The sequence below is a fragment of the Pseudomonas sp. AC016 genome (assembly GCF_979253365.1).
Map to the genome: position 1 here is coordinate 5,983,936 of NZ_CEEDCC010000001.1, position 21,116 is coordinate 6,005,051.

The following is a 21,116-nucleotide window of genomic DNA, read 5'->3' on the forward strand; positions in this document are numbered from 1 at the left end:
CTGGCTGCGCGCAACCCCCTCGCTTGAATTACGCGTTGATCGAGGTCAGCCGCACCGGGACCGATTTCGCCGCCGGCACCTTGCTGCGCTCGGCATGGTGCCAGATCGGGATCAGTGCGTTGCACTCCGGGTAATAAGCGCCAGCGCACCCTTCTGGAATGTCGTAGGCGATGATTTCGAACGGTCCGACCTGACGCTTCACCTCGGGCTCCACCGCAGTGGTCAGCAGGACGCGCTCACCGACCTTGAAGCCCAGCCGCTCTATGTCATTGCAATGCATGAAAATCACCTCACGGGTCCCGCTCACACCTCGAAAACGATCGTCATAGCCGTAGATGGTGGTGTTGAACTGGTCGTTGCTGCGCAACGTCATCAGTTGCAGCACGTCGCGAGCGGATTCAGGAAGCGCGATGTCGTCGTTTTCGACCAGCGTGGCAGGCGTGACAAACTGTGCCTTGCCACTTTCGGTGTTCCATTTGCGCTGCGCGGCGGCGAGCGGACGATGAAAACCACCGGGTTCGGCCATGCGGGTTTCCATGTCGTGAAAGATTTCCGGATAGATGCTGCCGATGGCTGTTCTGATTTTCGTGTAATCGTCGCTCCAGGCTTGCCAGTCAATCAAACAGCCATCGGGCACCGCGGCGGCAGCAAGCCCGGCGACAATGCTTGCCTCCGCTCGGACAGCAGGGCCTACCGGCTGGGCGCTGCCTTTCCAGCCATGTATGCAGCCGGTGCTGTCTTCGGTGGTGTAGGTTTGTTCGACGCCGTTTTGCCGGTCGATTTCGATTCGGCCCAGGCAAGGCAGCAACCAGGTGTTATGGGCGGGCACCAGATGCGTGCGATTGAGTTTGGTCGCGATCTGGACATTCAACTGCAGTCGTTGCCAGGCGGGCTCCATGCGCGAGGTGTCGGGAATAGCCCGCAGGAAATTACCGCCCAGACCGATAAAACCTGTTACACGACCATCGAGGATGCCTTCGCAGGCGTCCACCGTCGCCATGCCTTTCTGTTCCGGGACCTTGAAGCCGAAGTGCTGCTCGATCAGGTCAGCCGGGACTTTTTTCGGGTCTTCGGTGATGCCGACGGTTCGCTGGCCCTGCACGTTGGAGTGGCCACGCACCGGGCAGATACCGGCTCCCGGCTTGCCGATATTGCCGCGCATCAGCATCAGGTTCACCAGCATCTGTACGTTGGTCACACCACGCCGGTGCTGGGTGAGGCCCATTCCATAGACAAACATGACACGCTGACTGCGGGCATAAACATTCGCAGCGGCTTCCAGCGCCCCTCGTGTCAGGCCGCTCTGGCGCTCCAGTTCCGACCAGGTGCTGTGGCGGACATAGTCTGTGAAGGTGTCGAAGCCCTGGGTATGGCTGGCGATGAATGCGTGGTCCAGCACGGGCGGCGTACCGTTGGCGGTGGCTTTTTCTTCCATTTCCAGCAAGGCCTTGGCGATACCGGTCATGGCAGCCGTGTCACCGCCAGTGGCCACTTGATGATATTGCGTGCTGATAACGGTCGAGCCGGGGATCAGCATTTCGCCGGGCGATTGCGGATTGACGAAGCGCTCCAGCCCGCGCTCACGCAGCGGATTGAAGGTGATGATCGGCACGTCGCGCTGGCGCGCCTCCTGCAATTGATGAAGCATGCGCGGGCTGTTGCTGCCGACGTTCTGGCCGAAGAAAAACAGGCAGTCGGTGTGCTCGAAATCGTCCAGCGTCACAGTGCCGACAGGCACGCCGATGCTTTCCTGCAAACCAACCGAGGTACTTTCGTGGCACATGTTGGAACTGTCGGGCAGGTTGTTGGTGCCATAGGCGCGGGCGAACAACTGGTACATGAACGAGGTTTCCAGCGAAGCGCGCCCGGAAGCGTAAAACACCACGCTGTCCGGCTCCATGCTCTTGAGCTGTGCGCCGATCTCCCGGTAGGCCTCTTCCCAGGATGTTTCCAGGTAACGGTCGCTCCTGGCGTCGTAGCGCAGGGGATGGGTCAGCCGGCCGTGTTGCTCCAGATCGTAGTCGGCCCAGCCGCGCAACTCGCTGAGCGTGTGCCCGGCAAAAAATGTCGGGTCGGTTTTCAGCGACGTCAGCTCCCAGGCAGTGGCCTTGGCACCGTTTTCACAGAACTCCAGCGCGCGCGGGTGGCCGGGCTTGGCCCACGCACAACTGACGCAGGCAAAACCATCGGGTTTGTTCTGTTTCAACAGCGCAACGGCTGGCTTGGTCAGCGCTTTCTCCCGCCAGAGAATCTGCGCCACCGACTTAGCCGACCCCCAGCCGCCGCTGGCGTTGGTATAGGGTTTGAAACGGGTCTTGGGGTAAATCAGCATCGGTCGCTCCAGGCCATTAAGCAGGCTGCTTGATAAGGCTGGGACGAAGCCGAGGGGAGAAAGGTTCAGCGGATTTCAGGGGTGTTCAGTTTGTTCGCAGGCCTGCGGTCTCAAGGGAATTTCGGCACTGACCGCGCTGGCTTCAGTTCGCAGATAGCTACGGAACACATGATCCCAGAGCGGGGAAGACACGCCGAAGTTCTTCTCGATGCCTTTACGGTGATGCAGATCATGGTTGGCGATCAGTCCGGTAATAAAACGATAAGCCGGGTGCGTAGGCCGGTGCATCACGAAATGCACGCTGATGTAGCAGAAATAGCCAGCCACCAGCCCGACGAACGCCGAGGTCAGTCCGGTCAGCCAGGCCAGCAGCAGGAGTACCGAATAGACCGAACTGGTCTTCCAGCTCGAAACGCCGATGTAAGCCAGCACATTGACGTGATGCGTCCAGTGTTCCTTACGGTAAAGTCCGTGAAACAGAAAGCGGTGCACCAGGTATTCGAGCAACGACCAGATGAGCAGCCCGGCGATCGCTTGCAACGGGTGAAAAGGCGCGATGCCAAGCGCAACGACGACAAATAGCGGAACGGTGAAGAAATCCAGGTAGTACGCAAACGATGACATCAGCCATTTGTTCGAGGCAGCCATGCTCAAGGTATCCGTGGGTGCCCGAAGGCTCATAAGGTGGAATGGCGTAGGGTTTGAGCGGGCGAATGTACCTTGATCTGAACAGGCGCGTGGCGGCGATGGTAAAGGTTGCGCGATTCCAGTGACGTACGTCACAGATACTGTGCCGCCACGCGCCGTTTACTCATGTGCAGGCACTCATTTCCCTGCGAAAAAGCTCAAACCCTTGCCAACCGCACAGTCGTAACTCACGGCCTGACCCACTGGTTGGTAACCCGGCACGCTAAGCGTGGTCATGCTGAAATCGGCTGTGCCGTTCGGACGTACGCGGTAGCGAATGAACTGCTCGATAGGCTTGTTATCCCGATCGAGCGTGAAGTGTGTGTCCGAGAACGCCAACATGCCATCGGGGGTAATGCGATAGGCATCGATACGTTTACCGCCTTGGGTCTTTGACGGCTCCGCGCCTTTGATCGAGGACGTGCACTGTCCGAGATCGATCACTACCGATACCGACTCGCCGGTGTTCAAGGCTTTGATGATGGAAGGCTGGTCGCGAAGGGCGTCGCCTGCGAAAGCGAAGGCGGGCAGTGACAGGGCAATGAATGCAGCGCAATAACGTTTCATGGTTGACTCTCCAGCAATGCAGACCGGTCCTCGTCACCTGCTACAAGGGTGTTGCAACGTGACGGGGCCGCTCAAATCCGGGGTTATTAGGCAGCGCGAACCCTACCATAAGGCTTTTCCCGGATGGGCCTCCTGTCGCAGTGGCCAACATGAAAGTTTGTCCGGTTATCCTTTTCAGACATCTGCCGATACAAATGATGGTGGCAATATGGTCGCCGCTTTGAGGAAGAGGGTTGGAAATGCTGAGACAGCTGAAAATCGCAGTCAGAACGGCCGTTTGCTTTACGCTGATGGTGGTTCTCGTCATCGGGCTCGGGGTTTTCAGCCTTCAACAGCTACGAAGCATCCGTGAACAGTCCCTGGAGATCGAAAACGACTCGCTGCCAGGGATTGCACTGGGCGATGACATCGCGCTGGCGTTCGAGAAAACCCGCACCACGGCGATGAAAATGCTGTCGACTCATACGGATCAGCAGGTCGAACAAGTGCATGCGGAATTGCTGGAAAAAAAGGCCGGTTTTCAGAACGCCATGCAAGCTTACGCCCCATTGATCACATCCGAGGACGAGCGCGCCCTGATCAATCAGCTCGGCGCGGGGTATCAGTCGTATGCCGAGGGTGCCGAGCGGGTCTACCAACTGGTCAAGGACAATCAGATCGACGCCGGACAGCAATTGGCCTGGGTCGAGATGAAAGCTATCGCCGAAAGCATGGAAGCGCTGGTCGGCAAGCTGGAAAAGCTCAATGACGCCTCGGAAGAGGAATCGAGCGCCAGTGCCACCAGCGTCTACGGAAGCGCATTCTCCGTCACCCTGGCGGTGATGCTGCTGGCGGTACTGCTCACCGTACTGCTTGCCTGGCGCCTGTCGCGCAGCCTATCAGTGCCCATCAGTCAGGCGTTGTTGACCTCGGAAACCATCGCCTCGGGTGATTTACGACCTACCGGCGTAGACCGCGCAGGCACCGATGAAGCCGCGTTGTTGCTGCAGTCGATGGAACAGATGCGTCTGAGTCTGAGTAAGACATTGACCCACGTGGGTGACGCGGCGAATCAGTTGGCCTCGGCGACCGAAGAAATGAACGCGTTGATCGTCGACAGCAACAACGATCTGGTGGCGCAGAACAGCGAAATCGAAATGGCCGCAACGGCAGTGACCGAGATGAGTCAGGCTGTTGATGAGGTGGCACGCAATGCCGTGGCCACGTCGCAGGAGTCCAAGGCATCTTCAGCGTCGGCGCGCCAAGGGCAGGAAGAGCTCAATCACACCGTCAAGTCGATTCTTGAACTCACGCAGAACGTCGGCACCGCGTCTCACGAAGCAAAATCGCTGGCCACTCGAACGCTGGACATCACCAAGGTGCTGGACGTCATCCGCGCCGTGTCGGAGCAGACCAACCTGCTGGCGCTCAACGCCGCTATCGAGGCCGCTCGCGCCGGAGATGCAGGGCGCGGCTTCGCTGTGGTTGCCGATGAAGTCCGCGCGCTGGCGCATCGAACCAGTGAGTCGACTCGCGAGATCGAAACCATGATCGGGCATATCCAGCTGGGCACTCAAAGTACATTGACGGCCCTTGAGGTCAGCACCGAACAGGCGCAAAAGACCCGGCAGCAGGCCGAGTCGGCCAATGCGGCGCTGGCGTTGATCGCGAAGTCAGTCGCAGTCATCGACGAGCGCAACACCATGATCGCCACCGCGTCTGAGCAACAGGCAGAGGTTGCACGTGAAGTGGACCGCAATCTGGTGCGCATTCGCGACCTGTCCGCACACTCGGCGGTCCGCACCGGGCAGACCGGGAGTGCCAGCCAGTCGCTGGCAGAGTTGGCCAATGGTTTGAACACCACACTGGGGCAATTTACGTTGCGTTGATGGCCTGTCTGGAAAAAGGTGGACGCGTCGTGCGCTGTTGCCCCTGCAACAGCAGATCGGCAATTTGCGCTGCGCTGTCGGATGTTTTATAGCTCGCAAGCACGTCGGGTGGCTTCAGGTGAAAGGCCTGAAAGGACCAAATACCGTGGCTTGCAGCGATGTTCAACCCTCAGCGCCTCGCTCGGGCACGGGCTGTGCACTGCTCCTCGGATTCCTGTCCTGAATCTGCGGAGTTACCCCGATGCCCGATGCCGTTCTCCCTTCGACTTCCAACCGCTTTGGCAAACGCTGGCCCGCACTGGCACTGACGTTAATGGCTGCCTGCATGGGCATGTCTGCACAGGCCGATGACAGCGACGTTCCATCGCTGGAAGGCAAGCGCATCGCAATCAGCATGACCGGCACCAGTCATTACTTCGATATCAAAGCGTTCCAGGCGCAGGTCGATGAGGTCAAAAGGCTGGGCGGTACACCGATCACCCTGGATGCAGGGCGCAACGACAAGAACCTGGTGAACCAGCTGCAGACCGTGATCACCCAGAAACCCGACGCGGTCATTCAGACGCTCGGTACGTTGAGCGTGGTCGATCCCTGGCTCAAACGCATCAGCAAGGCGGGGATTCCGCTGTTCACCATCGATGCGCCGTCGCAGTACAGCCTCAACAACACCACCTCCGACAACGTCGCCACCGGCAAGGCGCTGGCCGGGCAGTTGATCAAGGATGCGGGTGGCAAGGGCAACATTCTGGTGTTCAACGGTTTTTACGGTGTGCCGGTCTGCGCGATTCGCTACGACCAACTGAAGCTGGCGCTCAAGGATCATCCAGAGTTGAAGATCATCGAGCCCGAGTTGCGCGATGTCATCCCTAATACCGTTCAGGACGCCTATTCGCAGGTCTCGGCCTTGCTCAACAAATACCCCAAGGGCAGCGTGTCGGCCATCTGGTCGGCCTGGGACATTCCGCAACTGGGCGCCAGCAAGGCGCTGATCGATGCCGGGCGCACCGAGATCAAGACCTATGGCGTGGACGGCACGCCGGAAGTGCTGGAACTGCTTGGCCGTAGCGATTCGCCCATCGGAGCCGTTGTGGCGCAGCAGCCGGTGCTGATCGGCAAGACAGCCGTGCAGAACGTCGCGCGCTATCTGGCGGGGCAGCGTGATCTGCCCAGGGAAACCCAGGTGCCCACGTTGCTCACCACCGCAGGCAATCTGCCCGAAGTGCGGCAGCTTCGCGGCGATAATTGATCGGGGATTGACCATGACTTCAGTGACGTCACCGCCTGCCTTGCACCTGCAAGGCATCTCCAAACGCTTCGGCGCGACCCAGGCGCTGGATGCGGTCAATCTGCGCGTCGAGCCGGGCATCATTCATGGTCTGGTCGGTGAAAACGGTGCGGGCAAATCGACCCTGATCAAGGTACTGGCTGGCATCCACAAGGCCGACAAGGGCCGCCTGAGCGTTCACGGCCAGTCCTTCGACGCCTTCACGCCGCGTCAGGTGGAGTCGCTGGGCGTGCAGTTCATTCATCAGGAGCGCTTGCTGCCCGCAAGCTTCACGGTGGGTGAGGCGCTGTTCTTCGGTCAGGAAATCAGGCATGGCCTGCTGGTAGATCGTCGCGCTCAAGAGCGTGAGGCTGCACGGTTGATCCATGATTATTTCGCCATGGCGTTTCCCAAAGGGGCGCTGATCCGCGATCTGGACAGTGCCCAGCGGCAGATTGTGCAGATCATTCGCGCGCTGATTGCCAGGCCCAAAATACTGGTGTTCGACGAGCCAAGCGTGTCGCTGGTGAAGCGGGAAGTGGACCGCTTGCTGTCCATCGTGCGTCGCCTGCGCCATGAAGGGCTGACGATTCTGTACATCTCGCATTACCTGCAGGAAATCGAATCGCTGTGTGATCAGGTAACGGTGCTGCGCAACGGGCGCGACGTGGCAGTGGTGGACCCGGCTGTCACCAGTACCGCGCAGATTGCCCGGCTGATGGTCAATCGTGAGGTGGGCGAGCTGTATCCCCGGACGCAGGCCATACCGGGCACCCCGGTCCTTGTATTGAAGGGACTGGGTTCGGGAAACGCCTATGACGGCATCGACCTGACAGTGGGACGCGGCGAAGTGGTCGGTCTGACCGGGCTGGTCGGTTCAGGGGCCAAGGAACTGCTCAAGAGCCTGTTTGGATTGGTCAAGCCTTCGCGTGGCGAGCTGCTGCTCAACGGCAAGCCGCTGCATTTGAAGTCGCCACGGGATGCCATCCGTGAGGGCATCGCGCTGGTGCCGGAAGAGCGTCGCAGCCACGGCGTCGCACCGGCGCTGTCGGTGCTGGAAAACATCACACTGGCGAGTCTGGGCCGGTTCAGCCGCTGGGGGCTGCTGGATGGCAAGGCGCAGGTTCGCGAGAGCGAACGGCTGATCCATGAGTTGGCGATCAAGACCTCGGGGCAGGGCAGCGCGGTGCAATCGCTCAGCGGTGGCAATCAGCAGAAAGTCGCGCTGGCCAAATGGCTCAGCCGACAGTCGTCGTTGTATTTGCTGGACGAGCCGAGCGTGGGTGTCGATATCGGCGCCAAGACAGAAATCTATCGATTGATCGCCCGGCTGGCCGAGGGCGGTGCTGCGGTTCTGGTGCTGTCCTCGGACCTGCCGGAACTGATCGGCATCACGCAGCGCATCGTGGTGCTGCACCGGGGTCGCATCGCCGGGGAGTTCGATGCGCGCACCACTGATAGCGATGAGTTGCTGGCCTGCGCCACCGGGGCCAGTGAGCGCGAGACCGTCTTTGATCATACCCATGAGGAGCGCCAACATGTCAGGGCTTGAAATTTCCCTTCATCAGCCAGCGAACCTGTCGGCAGGCTGGCTGCTGCGCCTGGCCCAGCGTGGTTCGCTGCTGGTGTTTCTGATCATTCTGCTGGGGTTTGCCCTGAGTGCGCCCAACTTCCTGAGCCTCGGCAATCTCAGCAACGTGTTTGCCCAGTCGGCTGTGCTGGGCATTCTCGCGCTGGGGCTGACCTGCGTGGTCATCGGCGGCGGCTCCAACGTGGTTCGCGGTGGGCTGGACCTGTCGCTGGCGGCCAATCTGGGATTGTGTGCGGCCGTCTACAGCAGCCTCAACAACGCAGGACTGGAAACCTGGCAAGCCGTAGTGCTCACGCTGGGCTGCGGTCTGCTGGTCGGTGCAGTGAATGGGCTGGCGGTGGTGCTTCTGCGCTTGCCGCCGTTATTGGCAACTCTGGCGAGCATGAACCTGATCGCAGGCTTGGAGCTGGTGCTGACCCAGAACACCGTGCTGGCCACCGACTCTGCACTGCTGGACGTGCTGGCATCGGGTGAGTGGCTGGGCTTACCGGCCCTGGCCTGGATGTTATTGAGCGTGGCCGCTGTGCTGCATGTGCTCATTCAGCACAGCGCCTATGGCCTGCGCCTGTACGCCATTGGCGAATACCCGTTGGCAGCAAAAGCGGCTGGCTTGAACCCCCGTGGTTATGTGTTCTCCACTTACCTGATTGCCGGAACCTGCGCAGCACTGGGGGCGTTCTGCTCCGCGGCGGTGTTCAGCGGCAGCACGACCGGCTCTGGAGACCTGCTGCTGTCGGTGGTGGCGATCGCCTTTCTAGGCTCGGTGTTTTCCAGACGTCTTACCGCCAATATTCCCGGCACGCTGTTGGCGACCCTGTTGCTGGGTTTTCTCATCAACGGCTTTCAGTTGCTGAACATTTCCAGCTTCTGGGTTAACGGCGTGCAAGGCGTGCTGATTCTGCTGGTGGTGGCCTTTTCCGGCGCCGTCGGCCAACCGGAGGGTGAACAATGAGTACGCTGACACTGACCGCGTCATCGCCACGAAACAGTGTTCTTGCGCGACTGTTGACGGCCACATTACCGGCGCTGGTGCTGATCATTCTGGTGTTCTTCGCGCTGGAGGCGCCGGGTTTCCTGAGCTGGGGCAACCTGTCGAGCCTCATTCTGAACAACTTCGTGTTGCTGGCAATCGTCGCCGTGGGTATGACCTGGGCGGTGGCGGCAGGCGGTATCGATCTTTCGGTGGGCACCGCCGTGGACTTTGCCAGCCTGGGGTTCGTGGTCGCGCTCAATGGCGGTTACGGGCTGGGCGCTGCAGTGGTCGTCGCGTTGTTGGCGGGCGGCTCGGCGGGAGCGTTCAATGCGCTGTTGATTGCAGGGCTGCGGATTTCGCCATTTCTGGCGACGCTGGGCACACTGTTCATCGGCACAAGCGTGCAGCAATTGCTGTCGGATGGCGGGCAGCCGATCTACATCGCTCAGGGTGTATTGCCTGGCATCACCGGCGTGGTGATTCTGGGCCTGCCGTTGCCGGTCTGGCTGGTGGCGTTATTGGCGGGCGTCTACGGGCTGGTGCTGGCGCGTGGGCGTCTGGGGCGCGAGATTCTGGCGGTGGGCACGCAGCCACAGCTGGCCTATTACTCGGGTCTGTCGATCCGGCGCATTGTCGTTCAGGTGTTTATCGGCAGCGCACTGGCCTGCGCGGTGGCGGGCATTCTGCTCGGCTCGACCGTCAACGCCTACGTGCCGATGTCAGGCAATGCCTACCTGATCAGCGCCATCGGCGCGGTATTCATGGGCACCACCTTGAGCCGTCAGGGGCGGCCCAATATCGCCGGAACGCTGTTGGGCGTGCTGTTTATCAATGTCATTGCCAATGGCTTGTTATTGATCGGCTGGAATTTCTATTGGCAACAGGTCGCGACCGGGGCACTGATCTTTCTGGTGCTGGCCTTCAGTTTCGCCAGTCGCCACCTGTTACAGGATACTCATTGAAAGCGCGGCTCAGGCCTTGCCCGAGCCGTTACCGATCTGCCAGACGTAAGGCGGCTCGGTGCCGTTGATGCGCCAGTCGCCGACGATGCGTGCCTTGTAGATCAGCGGATTGTGCGACGCCGCCGTGCGTGCGTTGCGCCAGTGGCGGTCCAGCGCCTTGTTGACGCTGACACCCGATGCGCCCAGTGCGTTGAACAGGTCGGTGGCTGCGCGCAGCACCAGCTCCGAGACAATCACCTGCGCCTTGGCAGTTTCGATTTCGGCGGCGATGTTGGCGTCTTTCTCCTGCTGCGCATCGTGGCCGAACCGGGCCACGTAAGCGCGCTGTAGAGGTTCCGCCGAACGCAGGGTTGCCGCCTCGGCCGCGTAGACCTGCGCTGCAATCTGCCCGACCACCTGCTGCACCTGAGCGTCCTGGCTCACGCTGTCGGCATTGCCGGTGCTGAACACGCGCTTGCGATCACGTACTTCCTGAGCGATGTCGCGCTCGACAGCCCGGCCAATGCCTGCCAGTACGGCCAGCAGCACCAACTGATAAAAAGCCGTCTGGTATTTGAAACGCTGCTCGAACGGGATCACGTGTTCGGCGGGCAGCGGCACGTTCTCGTACACCGAGGTGCCGCTGCCGGTGGTGCGCTGGCCGAAACCGTCCCAGTCATCGCTGTGACGCACACCGGCATGGCGCGCATCGACTACGGCTATCACGTCGGCGCCGTTGTCGGCACGCTGGGCGTACACATCGATCCAGTCCGCGAAGATGCTGCCGGTGCTGTAGAACTTGCGCCCGTTGAGCACGAAGCCGTCGCCCTGGGCGCTGACCTTGGTGATCACGTCGCCAATCTTCACCGCGCCGACTTCGGTCCAGCCGTTGCCGACCAGATCACCTGCAACAAAGCGCGCGAACCATTTATCCCGGTCCGCGCTGGCGGGCGCATTCAGGCGGTCTTCGACAAAGGCGAAGTGCGCGCGCAGTGCTTGTGGAATGTTCGAATCCGCTTCAGCCAGCTCTATCAGCAACTGAAACAGTTGGCCCACCGAAGCACCGCCGCCGCCATATTCCTTGGGCACGCGGACCGCACCAAAGCCTGCCTGCTTGAGCCAGGCAATGGGTTCATGGGGCAGGGCGCGACCTTTTTCGCGCTCGACCGCACCCGCGCTGATTTCCCGAAAGATCGGGCGGAAGCGGTGGGCGAGGGTTTCGTAGTCGGTTCCAAGGGACAGCGGGTTGGCGTCGGTCGATAAAGTCATGCAGTACTCCTGAGCGCTGGAAGATTGGCACTCGGCCAATGAAAGGTCGCTCAGGTCGTTGCATAGTCTGTGCCCGAAGTTATGTTATTGATCTTAAATGATATTTTATTTTTATGTGGGTCCAGCTGTTTGCTGCGGAACAGCGTAACAACAGCCCTGTTGATCCAGGCTCAGGCATACCGAGCGCGCCGCTGTTCGTCCAGCAACAGCGTTCAAACAATATGTTCAGGTAAATACTCATGTTGCTTGAAGAGTATTTCCTAACTCACTGTATTTAAAGAAAAGTCATGTTTAGGCATGGCCTGTGCAATACCTGAATCCTGTGTGTTGAGCTGCTTTCAACCTGTTATCGATGATCAGGAACCTGCCCATGACCCAACCCGTAAAAAGCCCGCCAAGGGCCCATGTCATTGCATCGGATGCCGAGGCCATCGAGGTCGCCAGAGCGCTGGCTGTGCGTTTTGCCGAAGAGGCGTCGGTTCGTGACCGCGAGCGTCGTCTGCCCGCTGCCGAACTGGATGAGTTTTCTGCCAGCGGCCTGTGGGCAATCACTGTGCCCAAGGCCTACGGTGGCGCGGGAGTGTCTTATGTGACGGTTGCCGAGGTGATCAAGATTATCTCCGCAGCTGACCCTTCGTTGGGACAGATCCCTCAGAACCATCTGGGCATTCTGGACATCCTGTTGCAGACCGGAACGGAAGAGCAGAAGCTTCATTACTTTGCCAAGGCGCTGGCGGGCTATCGCTTCGGCAACGCGTTCTCGGAATCCAAAAGCAAAAATGCTGGCACCTTTCAGACGCGTATTCGCTTCGACGGCGAACACGCAGTGGTGGACGGTGAGAAGTTCTACTGCACCGGAGCGCTGTTCGCTCACATCGTGCCGGTGGTGGGCGTGGATGAGCAGGACGACGCGTTTATCGCCTTTGTGGAGCGCGACAATCCCGGCCTGACCATCATCGACAGCTGGGACGGTTTCGGTCAGCGCACCACGGCCAGCGGCGGTGCGGTCCTGAAGGCGGTTAGAGTGCCCAGGACTTCGGTGATACCGGCGCATCGGGCATTCGATGAACCCACGGCTCATGGTCCGATTTCGCAGATCATTCAGGCGGCGGTCGATACCGGCATCGCCCACGGCGCGTTCGAGGAAACCCTCAGGCATGCGCGTCTTGCGCGGCCATGGATCGACAGCAAACTGGACTTCGGCTGGCAGGACCCGTTCAGCATCGCAACCATCGGCGATCTGCAATGGCGTCTGCACGGCACCGACGCGATTCTGGCCAAGGCCGGGCAGGCCATCGATCAGGCACTGGCCGCACCCAGTGAAGCCAGCGTTGCGCACGCCTCAGTGGTGGTGGCTCAGGCAAAAGTGCTGTCGGCGCAGATTGCTTTGCTGATCAGCAGCAAACTGTTCGAACTCGCTGGCACCCGTTCAGTGCTGGGCTCATTGAATCTGGATCGCCACTGGCGCAACGCCAGAACCCACACGCTTCATGACCCCGCCCGCTGGAAATATCACCTGATCGGCAATCGCGTACTCAACGGTGTCGCGCCGCCGCGCCATGCCTGGAACTGATCGAGGAGCAGTCATTTGTCTCATCCAACTATCGACACTCAACTGGCGGTCGCTGCCGAAGAACTGAGCTACGCCCGTGAAGGTTTGCAGCAGACCCTCGAATACCTGCGCGAGCAGGGTCAGCCCTGGGCGTTCAGCGATGTGCAGCGCATCGTCGAGGACCCTTATGTGATCGGCAAGATCGGCGATCTACAGATTCGCATCGACCTGGCGGCAGCACTGCTGGAGCGGGCACAGACGCTTGACGGCTCGCCCGAACAGCGTCTGATCGCCAGCACCGAAGCGGTCATTGCCAGCGCCGATGCCTTGCTGGCGGTAGACAACGTCCAGCACGAACTGACCGGCCAGCGTCAGTCTCTGCCGTCGATGGCCGGTCGTGAGCCGCTGCGCTGGCACTATCAGGTGTTGGGCAACCACCGCCTCAACGGCGTCGCGCCGCCCCAGCTTCAGGAGTGATTGCATGTCCCGTCAAATTCGCCTCAATGCCTTCGACATGAACTGCGTGGGTCATCAATCACCGGGTCTGTGGGCTCATCCCCGAGATCGCTCCTGGCAGTACAAGGACCTGGAATACTGGACCGATCTGGCAAAAATTCTGGAGCGCGGCAAGTTCGACGGCCTGTTCATCGCCGATGTGCTGGGTATTTACGACGTCTATCGCGGTAATGGCGAGGCGGCGATACGCCAGGCTACGCAGGTGCCGGTCAATGATCCCTTGCAACTGATTCCGCCGATGGCGCTGGTCACCGAGCATCTGGGCTTCGGACTGACTGCTTCACTGTCGTTCGAACATCCGTACCCGTTCGCCCGACGCCTCTCGACTCTGGATCACCTGACCAAAGGCCGGGCAGGGTGGAACATCGTGACGTCCTATCTGGAAAGTGGGGCGAAGAATCTGGGTCAGAAAACCTTGACCGAACACGATGCCCGCTATGACTACGCCGAGGAGTATCTGGAGGTCTGCTACAAGCTCTGGGAAGGCAGTTGGGAAGAGGGCGCTATTCTGCGCGACCGGGAGCGACGCGTGTTCAGCGACCCGAGCAAAATTCATGAGATTCGTCATGTCGGCAAGCATTTCCAGGTACCCGGCATCCACCTGTGCGAACCTTCGCCACAGCGTACGCCCGTGTTGTATCAGGCCGGTGCGTCCAGCCGGGGTAAGCAATTCGCCGCCGAGCATGCCGAATGCGTGTTTGTCGCCTCGCCATCGAAAGTGCTGCTGAAGAAAACGGTTGCCGACATTCGTCGGCGCACGGCCGAAGCGGGTCGGGATCCGGCCAGCGTGCTGATTTTCAACCTGCAGACCGTGATCCTGGGCGAGACCGATGCCAAGGCGAAAGCCAAGTTCGAGGAGTACAAAAGCTGGGTCAGCTATGAGGGCGCAATGGCGCTGATTTCCGGCTGGACCGGCATCGACTTCAGCCAGTTCAGACCCGACGAACCCCTCAGGCATGTGCACACCAATGCCATCCAGTCAGCCGTGAAAACCTTCTCTACCGCCGACCCCGACACCATCTGGACCCCACAGGCACTGGCCGACTGGGTCGGCATCGGTGGTTTCGGCCCGTTGTTCGTCGGCAGCCCGGAAACCGTCGCCGATCTGTTGCAGGAATGGGTCGAAGACACCGACGTCGATGGCTTCAATCTGGCGTACGCGCTGACCCACGAAACCTTTATCGACGCGGTTGACCTGCTGGTGCCGGAGTTGCAGAAGCGTGGTGTCTACAAGACCGAATACGCTCAGGGCACGCTGCGCGAGAAGTTGTTCGACAGCGGACCACGTCTGCAGGCACCTCATCCGGGCGCGGCGTTTCGTGATCTGGCGGCGCTGGCTCGCCAGCGAGAGCTGCAGAGCGCCTGAGCGTCCTCGTGCAATACGATGACGAGCGTTCCCCCCGCTCTGTGCTCATCGTTGTACACAAATCCGCAAGACGCGCACTGAATGCATACCCCGTGGGAGGCGGCAGGACTCGGGTATAACGCTGAGCACAGGCATGGGCATGATCGGCGTGCTTGAGATCACGCTGATCGTTCCTACGCTCCGCGCTCATCGTTATACACAAGTCTGTCAAACACTGATCGTGCCCATCGTTCCGCGTGGGCATGATCAACATCCTCCCCAATGGTGTGACCCGACTGCATACCTCGGCGCAGAGCCTTCATGTCACCGTTTACAACGTCATGGATGAAAGCCGGAATCTGTAATCATCTCTCTGGCTAACCTTTGAATCGAGAGACGCCCCAAACGTTTTACTGACACCTGCTGCGCGGTCGGGCAGTGCCCGCTCGCGCTTCAGTCTTGATCCATCATGAACAGGAGTTCTCATGAAACCGACGATGCCGAGTCGTTCCAGCGTATTTGCGCTATTGGTCATCTCTTTCTTTCCGCTGACCCCGGCGCTGGCCGGAACGCCGTCCTCGAACGTGGCCGATAACCTGGCCCAACTGCCCGTCGTCACGCCAGTCACTGCCTGCGCAGCACTGACCCAGACCGATCTCAGTGATATTGGCGGCTCCGGCAGCCGATTGGTGTCAGCCAGCGAATCCAGCCGTGATGGCGTGGCGGTGTGCGCCGTGGAAGGCCTGCTGGCGCCGCAGATCGGTTTCAAGCTGGAACTGCCGACCAACACGTGGGCGCAACGTTACCTGCAGGTCGGCTGCGGCGGCTTTTGTGGTCACAGTGATTCAAGACCGGGCGTTGCTGACAGTTGCAAGCCGCTCAAGACGGGCGCGTTTGCCGTGGCGTCCACCGACATGGGGCATAAGACGGTAGACACCACCTTTGGCGAAGACCCGCAGAAACGTGCAGACTTTGCCCATCGCGGCGTACACCTCACGGCACTGGCGTCGAAGAAGCTGATCCAGACGTTCTATGGCCGCAAGGCGGAGTATGCGTATTTCACCGGCTGTTCGGACGGCGGCCGTGAAGCGCTGGTCGAAGCGCAACGCTACCCGGAAGACTTCAATGGCATCATCGCGGGCGCCGCTGCGCTGAATTTTCAGGTGCAGAAAGTGTTGTTTCACGGATGGGTAGCGCGCGCCAACACCGGTCCTGATGGCAAGCCGATCATCCTCGCGTCCCGCCTGCCGATCCTGCACAAGGCGGTGCTGGCGCAGTGCGACGTGCTGGATGGACAGATCGATGGTCTGATCTCCGACCCCAGACTCTGCCGCTTTGACCCCTCGGTGGTGCAGTGCAAAGTGTCTGCCGACACCGCCAAATGCCTCACCGCGCCGGAAGTGGAGGCTGTGCGGCGCATCTACGACGGCCCCAAAGATCCGGCAAGCGGAGAAAGGCTGATCGTGGGCGGTCCGCAACCCGGTTCGGAGCTGGCCTGGGCGGGTCTGTTCGTACCTGTTTCTGCTGATCAGCCTATCGTCAGTCAACAGATTGCCGAGCAGTCCATTCGCAGCCTGGTGTTCGAAAAAAACCCTCCGGCGGACTTCAAGCTGGCCGATCTGCGCTTTGACAAAAGCACCTTCGAACGTCTGCGTCCGCTGCATACGCTGTACGACGCGACCAATCCCGATCTCGCTCCTTTCGCCAGCCGCGGCGGCAAGCTGATCCTCTGGCACGGCTGGGCCGATCCGCAGGTCTCGCCCCTCAATACCCTGGCCTATCACGAGGCGGTCGAGGCGTACATGGGCAAGGCGCGCACTGAATCCTTTACGCGGCTGTACATGCTGCCCGGCGTCTACCACTGCGGTCGTGGAGAAGGGCCGAGCGAGGTAGACCTGCTGACGCCGATCATGGCCTGGGTGGAAAAAGGTCAGGCTCCGGGCGCCATCGTTGCCCGTCAGTACCAGCCGCAGCCGGTCGATAAGGTTGTTGCAGCGAGCCTGCCAGCGTTCATGACCCGGGAAGACATTTCCAATCGCGGTCGCACGCGCAAGGTGTTCCCGTATCCGTACATGGCCGAGTACGACCACAAGGGCTATTCGAAACGCGCCAACAGCTACCAGCGCTCTGAACCGCTGACGGCCGAGAAGACACCGAAATGGATGGGCAGCGGCTTCTTCCAGCCTTACGAGCCGTTGCAGCGCTGATTGCTCTGGCAAGTTTTCGACGCAGAACGAACGGGCATGATCAGGTAATTACTGATCGTGCCCATGCTGTGATGCCGGCGCATTTCTGCCAGGCAATAAAAAACCCCGTCAATCGAAACTGACGGGGTTTTCAAGAGTGGAGGCCGAGGTCGGAATCGAACCGGCGTAGGCGGATTTGCAATCCGCTGCATAACCATTTTGCTACTCGGCCTCAAACATCCGATGCGTTACCGCTGCACCAAACGTAGTAAACTTTTCGGAAGAGAAATATCTTTGTCTTCCAACCCATTGAATCTTAAGGGTTTTTTTCAATTCCCCAGTCGGGAATGGACGCAATTCTGTACTGGTTCGAATGGCATGTCAAGAACGGGGCGAAAATAATTCATCGGGTGCCTTAACGATGATACGTTCTTCTCGACAGCCTCAGGCTGCAGCACTATGAAATGCCGACCGGTTTTGCGGGCAGCGCTCAAGGCATGATTTGGATTTCGTCCACTGGAACGAAAAAGCTCGCATCACGCGTGCCGAACTTGAGCCTGATCCTTTTTATGACGACCTGTATTCATATGAGCCTTACTACGATCATCAGGCAGATATGAAGCCCAAGGACAGGCACTAGGTCCTCCTTCCGCTCACTAAAAAGGGCACCACTTGATCTTGTTGCTTTGGATAGTGGCGGACACTGGCGCTGCTTTCTATCAGGCGTTTGACGTCAACTTTTCCGAAACGGATCCCGGCGCCTGATTCAGCCCGCCATCCGCATCCGACGTTCTTCGCGCAGTTGCTCCAGCTCCGAAGGCGTGCGAGCGAGAAGTCTTAAGGCAAAGTCATGAGGCGTTGTATCGCGTTCCTGTGCTGCCCGCAGGAACGCCGACCGTGCGTGCTCCGCACGACGCTCGCTGATGAACAAACCGCCTGGGTGACGATTGAAGTTGGCCAGCTCCTGCTGAAGTTGTTCATCGCGACGGATGAAGATTTCGAGTGCCTGGCTGATCTGGGTGTCCGTGAAAAGCATGTGTTTCTCTCCTTGAAAATATCGACCGATACCTCTATCGGCGGACCTGAGCAAATGTTGTGTGCAGTTCGTCGGCGAATGTTTGCCGAAGGCAGCAGTCAGCGCCGGACGTTTGGCACTGACACGGGGTGTTCAGGTTCAGAGTGAGTAGCTTGCTGTCTGGGTCTGAATGCCTTCGCTGATGGCTGCGATGGCGTGCGGCGGCATTTGCTCTATGGCCAGGAATGGCGGCGTTTCAAAGACCTGTAAAACAGGCGTGCAGGGCGCGTTCAATCGAGCCGACTCAGTTTCCAGTGCTGATAAGTGCTTCGCGTGGTTCGCTGCGATTTCACTGAGAGTTGACACGGTGCATCTCCTGATGACTGAACGGCATTCCAAAGGGTGGCTGACACGTCAGAAATACATCGTTTCTGACGCCGTCAGAACGTTATATAGCAAGCCGCGAGCCATACAGTGCACCGGTCGGCGCAAAACCCTGACAGACGGCTCCGAGTCATGAAACATGCGACGTTTTCGTTCCGCTTGTCTGCTTTCAGGCACTTCCAGTTGCCCGCCATTTTCTCATCTTTAAGCGCAGATATCCTGCGCAGCAGGTTTGAGGAGCTGATAATGAGCATTGAAGACAATGGACCCGAAAACGCTTATCCCGGACCGGCAGAGCCCGGTAGCGAGGAAGAGGTTTATCCGGATAAAGAGAGCGACCAGGCTGACGACCAGGATACCTCTCGCAACGACCTGAGTGGCGACCCGGACATGCCGGTCAATCCTCCGGTTGATGAAACAGAGGTTCCGTCGCTGGGCAGCGGCGCCTGAAGTACGTCACGAGCGCCAGACCCCGCCCAGGCGGGGTCTTTTGCAACGCGCTGTTTACGACTGTTTGCGGGCTTCAGCCAGCTTGCGTGTCATGACCTGACTGAACAGATCTTCAAGTGCTTCTATATCTTGCGTCGACACTGCATTGGCACAGGCCAACCCCATTAAAAAGCCTTCGCCCACGCCGCCTGCAGTCGCCATTTCCAGCAAACCGTCAGCGATTTCGATCCGTTGCACAATACGGGCTGCCTCGGTCTCTATCGCTGGCGCGAGGGCCATCTCTTCGAGTTTCATCGCTGCATTCCTCGTTGACTGAGGGTACATCGGCCGCTCTTCATGCCGTCATGGCACGATTGGAAGCGACCATTTGCTCGCGTGTAAGTTGGCCCCAAGAGGCCGTAAACCGGGTAAACAGCGCATCCCGGTTTTGCGCCACGCGTGCTTTATCCGCTGCATCCAGAGCCAATTTCAGTTCTGGCAGCGTCAATTCGGTGCAGTAGGCGGGTGTGCCAGGCTGCTGACGCCATGAGTTTGCGAGATTGCCCGTGGCCAGCGCATCGAATCCCGTATCCTCTACAAGTCTCTGCGCAATTGCCACTGCGTCCACGTCATCGCCCGCTACAGGCAAGGCTATGCGTGAAGAGGAACCTGCGGGCTGGCCTTGTTCAATCAGAGTCGCCGAGAGCACCGCATTCCACGCCTTGACGACAGGGCGGCCGATTTGCTCGCTGATCCAGATACTCTCCGGCTTGCCATCATCGACTTCCTTGATTGCGCCGTCACGTACCGGGTAATAGTTGGACGTATCAATGACGACCGTTGACTCGGAGGCTTTACTCAATGTGCCCCGAAGATCCGGGTATTTTGCGAAAGGTACCGAGAGAATGATGACGTCCACATCCGCTACCGCCTCTTCCTTGGCGACTGCGCGTGCGCCGAGTTCATTGGCAAGCGCCTGAATGCTCTGAGGGTCTTTCGAATTCGCCAGTTTGACGTCATGGCCGCAGGCAGCGAGCTTGCGGGCGAGGGTGGAGCCGATATTGCCTGCGCCGATAATTCCGATTTTCATTTGGATAAACTCCGTACTGTCATTTGGCTGGGTGTGCAAACGCATTGAGCGTGTCACGAAGGTCCAGCAACCCTTCGGCTGTAAGCTGACACGCTGATTCGATTTTCTCGGTAATGCCCCAAAGCTCATGCCGCAGCGCTTCGCCTGCGGCAGAAAGCGCCACAAGTACCCGGCGCTCATCGGTCCGGTCGCGGGTGCGAGTCACGACGCCCAGAAGCTCAAGCCTCTTCAAAAGCGGCGTGATCGTACCGGTGTCCATGCCAAGCTTCGTGCCCAGGTCGCCCACTGCACGAGGCGCGGCGCTGAAAAGCTCCAGCATCACGAGGTACTGGGGGAACGTCAGGCCAAACGGCTCCAGAAGCGGCTTGTGCAGCCGCGCCATCCGGTTCGCTGCGCTGTAGAGCGCGAATGACAGCTGCTGGCCGACTTCTCTACGGGTGGGGGTATCGTTTTGATTTGGCATTTATCTAGTTGGCTATTATGTAGTGTGCTAGATAAATTAGCGGGTTTGCTGGAGATGATCAAGCCTCGGGTTTGGCTGGACGTAGGAGTGGTCGGCTTTCAGTGGGCGGTACTGGAACCCATGACTGCGCTCGGGCAGCAGGCCGCCAGCGAATTGCCCCACAGGATCGCGCCTGGGCAAAATCAGGAACGGTAAAGGTGATCAGTTTTTTGGGGCACGCTCTTATATCGAAAATCTGGAAACCATTAGTGAACAGCTTTTGTTTTTTATATCGAAGCTCCCTGCTGCTTGCGCATAGGGTGGTAAGTCGATTGTGGATGAGGTATTACGGATGACCGGCATGACGCCGGATCAACGGAGCTCAAGATGGCAGTCAGGCTGGTGAACAGGTTGTGGAACAAGATCCTCGATCGCGACGCATTTGCAAAGCAGGCGCTCAAGGAAAAGATCATTGAAGTTCAACAGCTCGAAGAGACTATCAGGCTCAATGAAGGCCCCGAAGCCGCCAAAGTCGCGCTAAAAGACGGTCTGATTGTTCATGCCCTGCAACGTTGTCTTGAAAATCTGCAAGGGTCCAGGACGGTCACGGAACAGGATTACTGGGTCAACTACGAATTCGCTACGGCCGCTGCCAAAAACGCGGA

20 protein-coding genes, 1 tRNA gene and 1 pseudogene are annotated in these 21,116 nt (G+C 59.4%); 12 read left to right on the plus strand and 10 right to left on the minus strand.

Features of this window, described 5'->3' with window-relative positions; genetic code table 11:
• Positions 1-28: 28 nt before the first annotated feature.
• The 3 genes from AC0IXS_RS26940 to AC0IXS_RS26950 form a co-directional block, all read right to left on the minus strand.
• Positions 29-2,332: an FdhF/YdeP family oxidoreductase gene (locus AC0IXS_RS26940; protein WP_471826154.1), complete on the minus strand. Its 2,304-nt coding sequence runs from the start codon at positions 2,330-2,332 to the stop codon at positions 29-31.
• A gap of 75 nt (positions 2,333-2,407) precedes the next feature.
• On the minus strand, positions 2,408-2,980 hold the full coding sequence (locus AC0IXS_RS26945; protein WP_471826156.1) for a sterol desaturase family protein: 573 nt from the start codon (positions 2,978-2,980) through the stop codon (positions 2,408-2,410).
• Positions 2,981-3,157: 177 nt separating this feature from the next.
• Complete coding sequence (locus AC0IXS_RS26950) at positions 3,158-3,586, minus strand: VirK family protein (RefSeq protein ID WP_025995871.1); 429 nt, start codon at positions 3,584-3,586, stop codon at positions 3,158-3,160.
• A gap of 239 nt (positions 3,587-3,825) precedes the next feature.
• On the opposite strand from AC0IXS_RS26950, the pseudogene AC0IXS_RS26955 reads away from it, so the two are divergent.
• From AC0IXS_RS26955 to AC0IXS_RS26980, 6 genes and pseudogenes are all read left to right on the plus strand, one after another.
• A pseudogene (locus AC0IXS_RS26955) lies at positions 3,826-4,353 on the plus strand (MCP four helix bundle domain-containing protein); the annotation flags it as partial.
• 393 nt (positions 4,354-4,746) lie between these two features.
• Positions 4,747-5,454, plus strand: a complete 708-nt coding sequence (locus AC0IXS_RS26960) for a methyl-accepting chemotaxis protein (RefSeq protein ID WP_412778834.1) — start codon at positions 4,747-4,749, stop codon at positions 5,452-5,454.
• Between the two features lie 241 nt (positions 5,455-5,695).
• The gene (locus tag AC0IXS_RS26965; protein ID WP_137203346.1) at positions 5,696-6,700 is read left to right on the plus strand and encodes a sugar ABC transporter substrate-binding protein; all 1,005 of its coding nucleotides are present in this window, start codon (positions 5,696-5,698) and stop codon (positions 6,698-6,700) included.
• Positions 6,701-6,713: 13 nt separating this feature from the next.
• A complete protein-coding gene (locus AC0IXS_RS26970; RefSeq protein WP_471826159.1) occupies positions 6,714-8,270 on the plus strand; it encodes a sugar ABC transporter ATP-binding protein in 1,557 nt (518 codons plus the stop codon).
• Positions 8,257-9,261, plus strand: coding sequence for an ABC transporter permease (locus AC0IXS_RS26975; protein ID WP_057410262.1), 1,005 nt, complete (start codon positions 8,257-8,259; stop codon positions 9,259-9,261). The genes AC0IXS_RS26970 and AC0IXS_RS26975 overlap by 14 nt, the downstream gene beginning before the upstream one ends.
• Positions 9,258-10,244 carry an ABC transporter permease gene (locus AC0IXS_RS26980; protein WP_057410263.1) on the plus strand — a complete coding sequence of 329 codons (987 nt, stop codon included), beginning with the start codon at positions 9,258-9,260 and terminating at the stop codon, positions 10,242-10,244. The genes AC0IXS_RS26975 and AC0IXS_RS26980 overlap by 4 nt, the downstream gene beginning before the upstream one ends.
• 9 nt (positions 10,245-10,253) lie before the next feature.
• On the opposite strand, the gene AC0IXS_RS26985 is transcribed toward AC0IXS_RS26980, so the two are convergent.
• Complete coding sequence (locus AC0IXS_RS26985) at positions 10,254-11,492, minus strand: acyl-CoA dehydrogenase family protein (RefSeq protein ID WP_122668279.1); 1,239 nt, start codon at positions 11,490-11,492, stop codon at positions 10,254-10,256.
• A 370-nt stretch (positions 11,493-11,862) separates the two neighbouring features.
• Between AC0IXS_RS26985 and AC0IXS_RS26990 the strand changes: the two genes are divergently transcribed.
• The 4 genes from AC0IXS_RS26990 to AC0IXS_RS27005 all read left to right on the plus strand — a co-directional run bounded on the left by AC0IXS_RS26990 (position 11,863) and on the right by AC0IXS_RS27005 (position 17,112).
• A complete protein-coding gene (locus AC0IXS_RS26990; protein ID WP_164672301.1) occupies positions 11,863-13,065 on the plus strand; it encodes an SfnB family sulfur acquisition oxidoreductase in 1,203 nt (400 codons plus the stop codon).
• A 15-nt stretch (positions 13,066-13,080) separates the two neighbouring features.
• Positions 13,081-13,521 carry an acyl-CoA dehydrogenase gene (locus tag AC0IXS_RS26995; RefSeq protein ID WP_122668281.1) on the plus strand — a complete coding sequence of 147 codons (441 nt, stop codon included), beginning with the start codon at positions 13,081-13,083 and terminating at the stop codon, positions 13,519-13,521.
• 4 nt (positions 13,522-13,525) lie between these two features.
• Positions 13,526-14,926, plus strand: a complete 1,401-nt coding sequence (locus AC0IXS_RS27000; RefSeq protein ID WP_471826162.1) for an LLM class flavin-dependent oxidoreductase — start codon at positions 13,526-13,528, stop codon at positions 14,924-14,926.
• A 464-nt stretch (positions 14,927-15,390) separates the two neighbouring features.
• Positions 15,391-17,112 carry a tannase/feruloyl esterase family alpha/beta hydrolase gene (locus AC0IXS_RS27005; RefSeq protein WP_471826164.1) on the plus strand — a complete coding sequence of 574 codons (1,722 nt, stop codon included), beginning with the start codon at positions 15,391-15,393 and terminating at the stop codon, positions 17,110-17,112.
• Positions 17,113-17,249: 137 nt separating this feature from the next.
• Here AC0IXS_RS27005 and AC0IXS_RS27010 read toward each other — a convergent pair.
• The 3 genes from AC0IXS_RS27010 to AC0IXS_RS27020 all read right to left on the minus strand — a co-directional run bounded on the left by AC0IXS_RS27010 (position 17,250) and on the right by AC0IXS_RS27020 (position 18,472).
• Positions 17,250-17,323: transfer RNA gene (locus AC0IXS_RS27010), tRNA-Cys, on the minus strand.
• Between the two features lie 534 nt (positions 17,324-17,857).
• Positions 17,858-18,127 (minus strand): DUF6388 family protein, encoded by a 270-nt coding sequence (locus AC0IXS_RS27015; protein WP_025993581.1) that lies wholly within the window; start codon positions 18,125-18,127, stop codon positions 17,858-17,860.
• A gap of 138 nt (positions 18,128-18,265) precedes the next feature.
• Positions 18,266-18,472 carry a hypothetical protein gene (locus AC0IXS_RS27020; protein WP_025993582.1) on the minus strand — a complete coding sequence of 69 codons (207 nt, stop codon included), beginning with the start codon at positions 18,470-18,472 and terminating at the stop codon, positions 18,266-18,268.
• A gap of 264 nt (positions 18,473-18,736) precedes the next feature.
• Between AC0IXS_RS27020 and AC0IXS_RS27025 the strand changes: the two genes are divergently transcribed.
• A complete protein-coding gene (locus AC0IXS_RS27025; protein WP_057410180.1) occupies positions 18,737-18,940 on the plus strand; it encodes a hypothetical protein in 204 nt (67 codons plus the stop codon).
• Between the two features lie 54 nt (positions 18,941-18,994).
• Here AC0IXS_RS27025 and AC0IXS_RS27030 read toward each other — a convergent pair whose 3' ends face one another.
• The 3 genes from AC0IXS_RS27030 to AC0IXS_RS27040 are packed head-to-tail and all read right to left on the minus strand — an operon-like array spanning position 18,995 to position 20,472.
• Positions 18,995-19,234 carry a hypothetical protein gene (locus AC0IXS_RS27030; protein ID WP_471826166.1) on the minus strand — a complete coding sequence of 80 codons (240 nt, stop codon included), beginning with the start codon at positions 19,232-19,234 and terminating at the stop codon, positions 18,995-18,997.
• A gap of 40 nt (positions 19,235-19,274) precedes the next feature.
• A complete protein-coding gene (locus tag AC0IXS_RS27035) occupies positions 19,275-20,009 on the minus strand; it encodes an NADPH-dependent F420 reductase (protein ID WP_057410179.1) in 735 nt (244 codons plus the stop codon).
• 19 nt (positions 20,010-20,028) lie between these two features.
• Positions 20,029-20,472, minus strand: coding sequence for a MarR family winged helix-turn-helix transcriptional regulator (locus tag AC0IXS_RS27040; RefSeq protein ID WP_191958021.1), 444 nt, complete (start codon positions 20,470-20,472; stop codon positions 20,029-20,031).
• Between the two features lie 366 nt (positions 20,473-20,838).
• Between AC0IXS_RS27040 and AC0IXS_RS27045 the strand changes: the two genes are divergently transcribed.
• Positions 20,839-21,116: hypothetical protein (locus tag AC0IXS_RS27045; protein WP_471826169.1), on the plus strand; the 278-nt coding region annotated here is incomplete at its 3' end.

Bases quoted from the DNA above. Each gene is read 5' to 3' on its own strand.
- AC0IXS_RS27015 (WP_025993581.1), bottom strand. From the start codon at position 18,127: ATGCTTTTCACGGACACCCAGATCAGCCAGGCACTCGAAATCTTCATC.
- AC0IXS_RS26980 (WP_057410263.1), top strand. From the start codon at position 9,258: ATGAGTACGCTGACACTGACCGCGTCATCGCCACGAAACAGTGTTCTT.
- AC0IXS_RS26970 (WP_471826159.1), top strand. From the start codon at position 6,714: ATGACTTCAGTGACGTCACCGCCTGCCTTGCACCTGCAAGGCATCTCC.
- AC0IXS_RS26965 (WP_137203346.1), top strand. From the start codon at position 5,696: ATGCCCGATGCCGTTCTCCCTTCGACTTCCAACCGCTTTGGCAAACGC.
- AC0IXS_RS26950 (WP_025995871.1), bottom strand. From the start codon at position 3,586: ATGAAACGTTATTGCGCTGCATTCATTGCCCTGTCACTGCCCGCCTTC.
- AC0IXS_RS26940 (WP_471826154.1), bottom strand. From the start codon at position 2,332: ATGCTGATTTACCCCAAGACCCGTTTCAAACCCTATACCAACGCCAGC.
- AC0IXS_RS27005 (WP_471826164.1), top strand. From the start codon at position 15,391: ATGAAACCGACGATGCCGAGTCGTTCCAGCGTATTTGCGCTATTGGTC.
- AC0IXS_RS27035 (WP_057410179.1), bottom strand. From the start codon at position 20,009: ATGAAAATCGGAATTATCGGCGCAGGCAATATCGGCTCCACCCTCGCC.
- AC0IXS_RS26990 (WP_164672301.1), top strand. From the start codon at position 11,863: ATGACCCAACCCGTAAAAAGCCCGCCAAGGGCCCATGTCATTGCATCG.
- AC0IXS_RS26985 (WP_122668279.1), bottom strand. From the start codon at position 11,492: ATGACTTTATCGACCGACGCCAACCCGCTGTCCCTTGGAACCGACTAC.
- AC0IXS_RS27030 (WP_471826166.1), bottom strand. From the start codon at position 19,234: ATGAAACTCGAAGAGATGGCCCTCGCGCCAGCGATAGAGACCGAGGCA.
- AC0IXS_RS26975 (WP_057410262.1), top strand. From the start codon at position 8,257: ATGTCAGGGCTTGAAATTTCCCTTCATCAGCCAGCGAACCTGTCGGCA.
- AC0IXS_RS27040 (WP_191958021.1), bottom strand. From the start codon at position 20,472: ATGCCAAATCAAAACGATACCCCCACCCGTAGAGAAGTCGGCCAGCAG.
- AC0IXS_RS26960 (WP_412778834.1), top strand. From the start codon at position 4,747: ATGAGTCAGGCTGTTGATGAGGTGGCACGCAATGCCGTGGCCACGTCG.
- AC0IXS_RS27000 (WP_471826162.1), top strand. From the start codon at position 13,526: ATGTCCCGTCAAATTCGCCTCAATGCCTTCGACATGAACTGCGTGGGT.
- AC0IXS_RS27025 (WP_057410180.1), top strand. From the start codon at position 18,737: ATGAGCATTGAAGACAATGGACCCGAAAACGCTTATCCCGGACCGGCA.
- AC0IXS_RS26945 (WP_471826156.1), bottom strand. From the start codon at position 2,980: ATGGCTGCCTCGAACAAATGGCTGATGTCATCGTTTGCGTACTACCTG.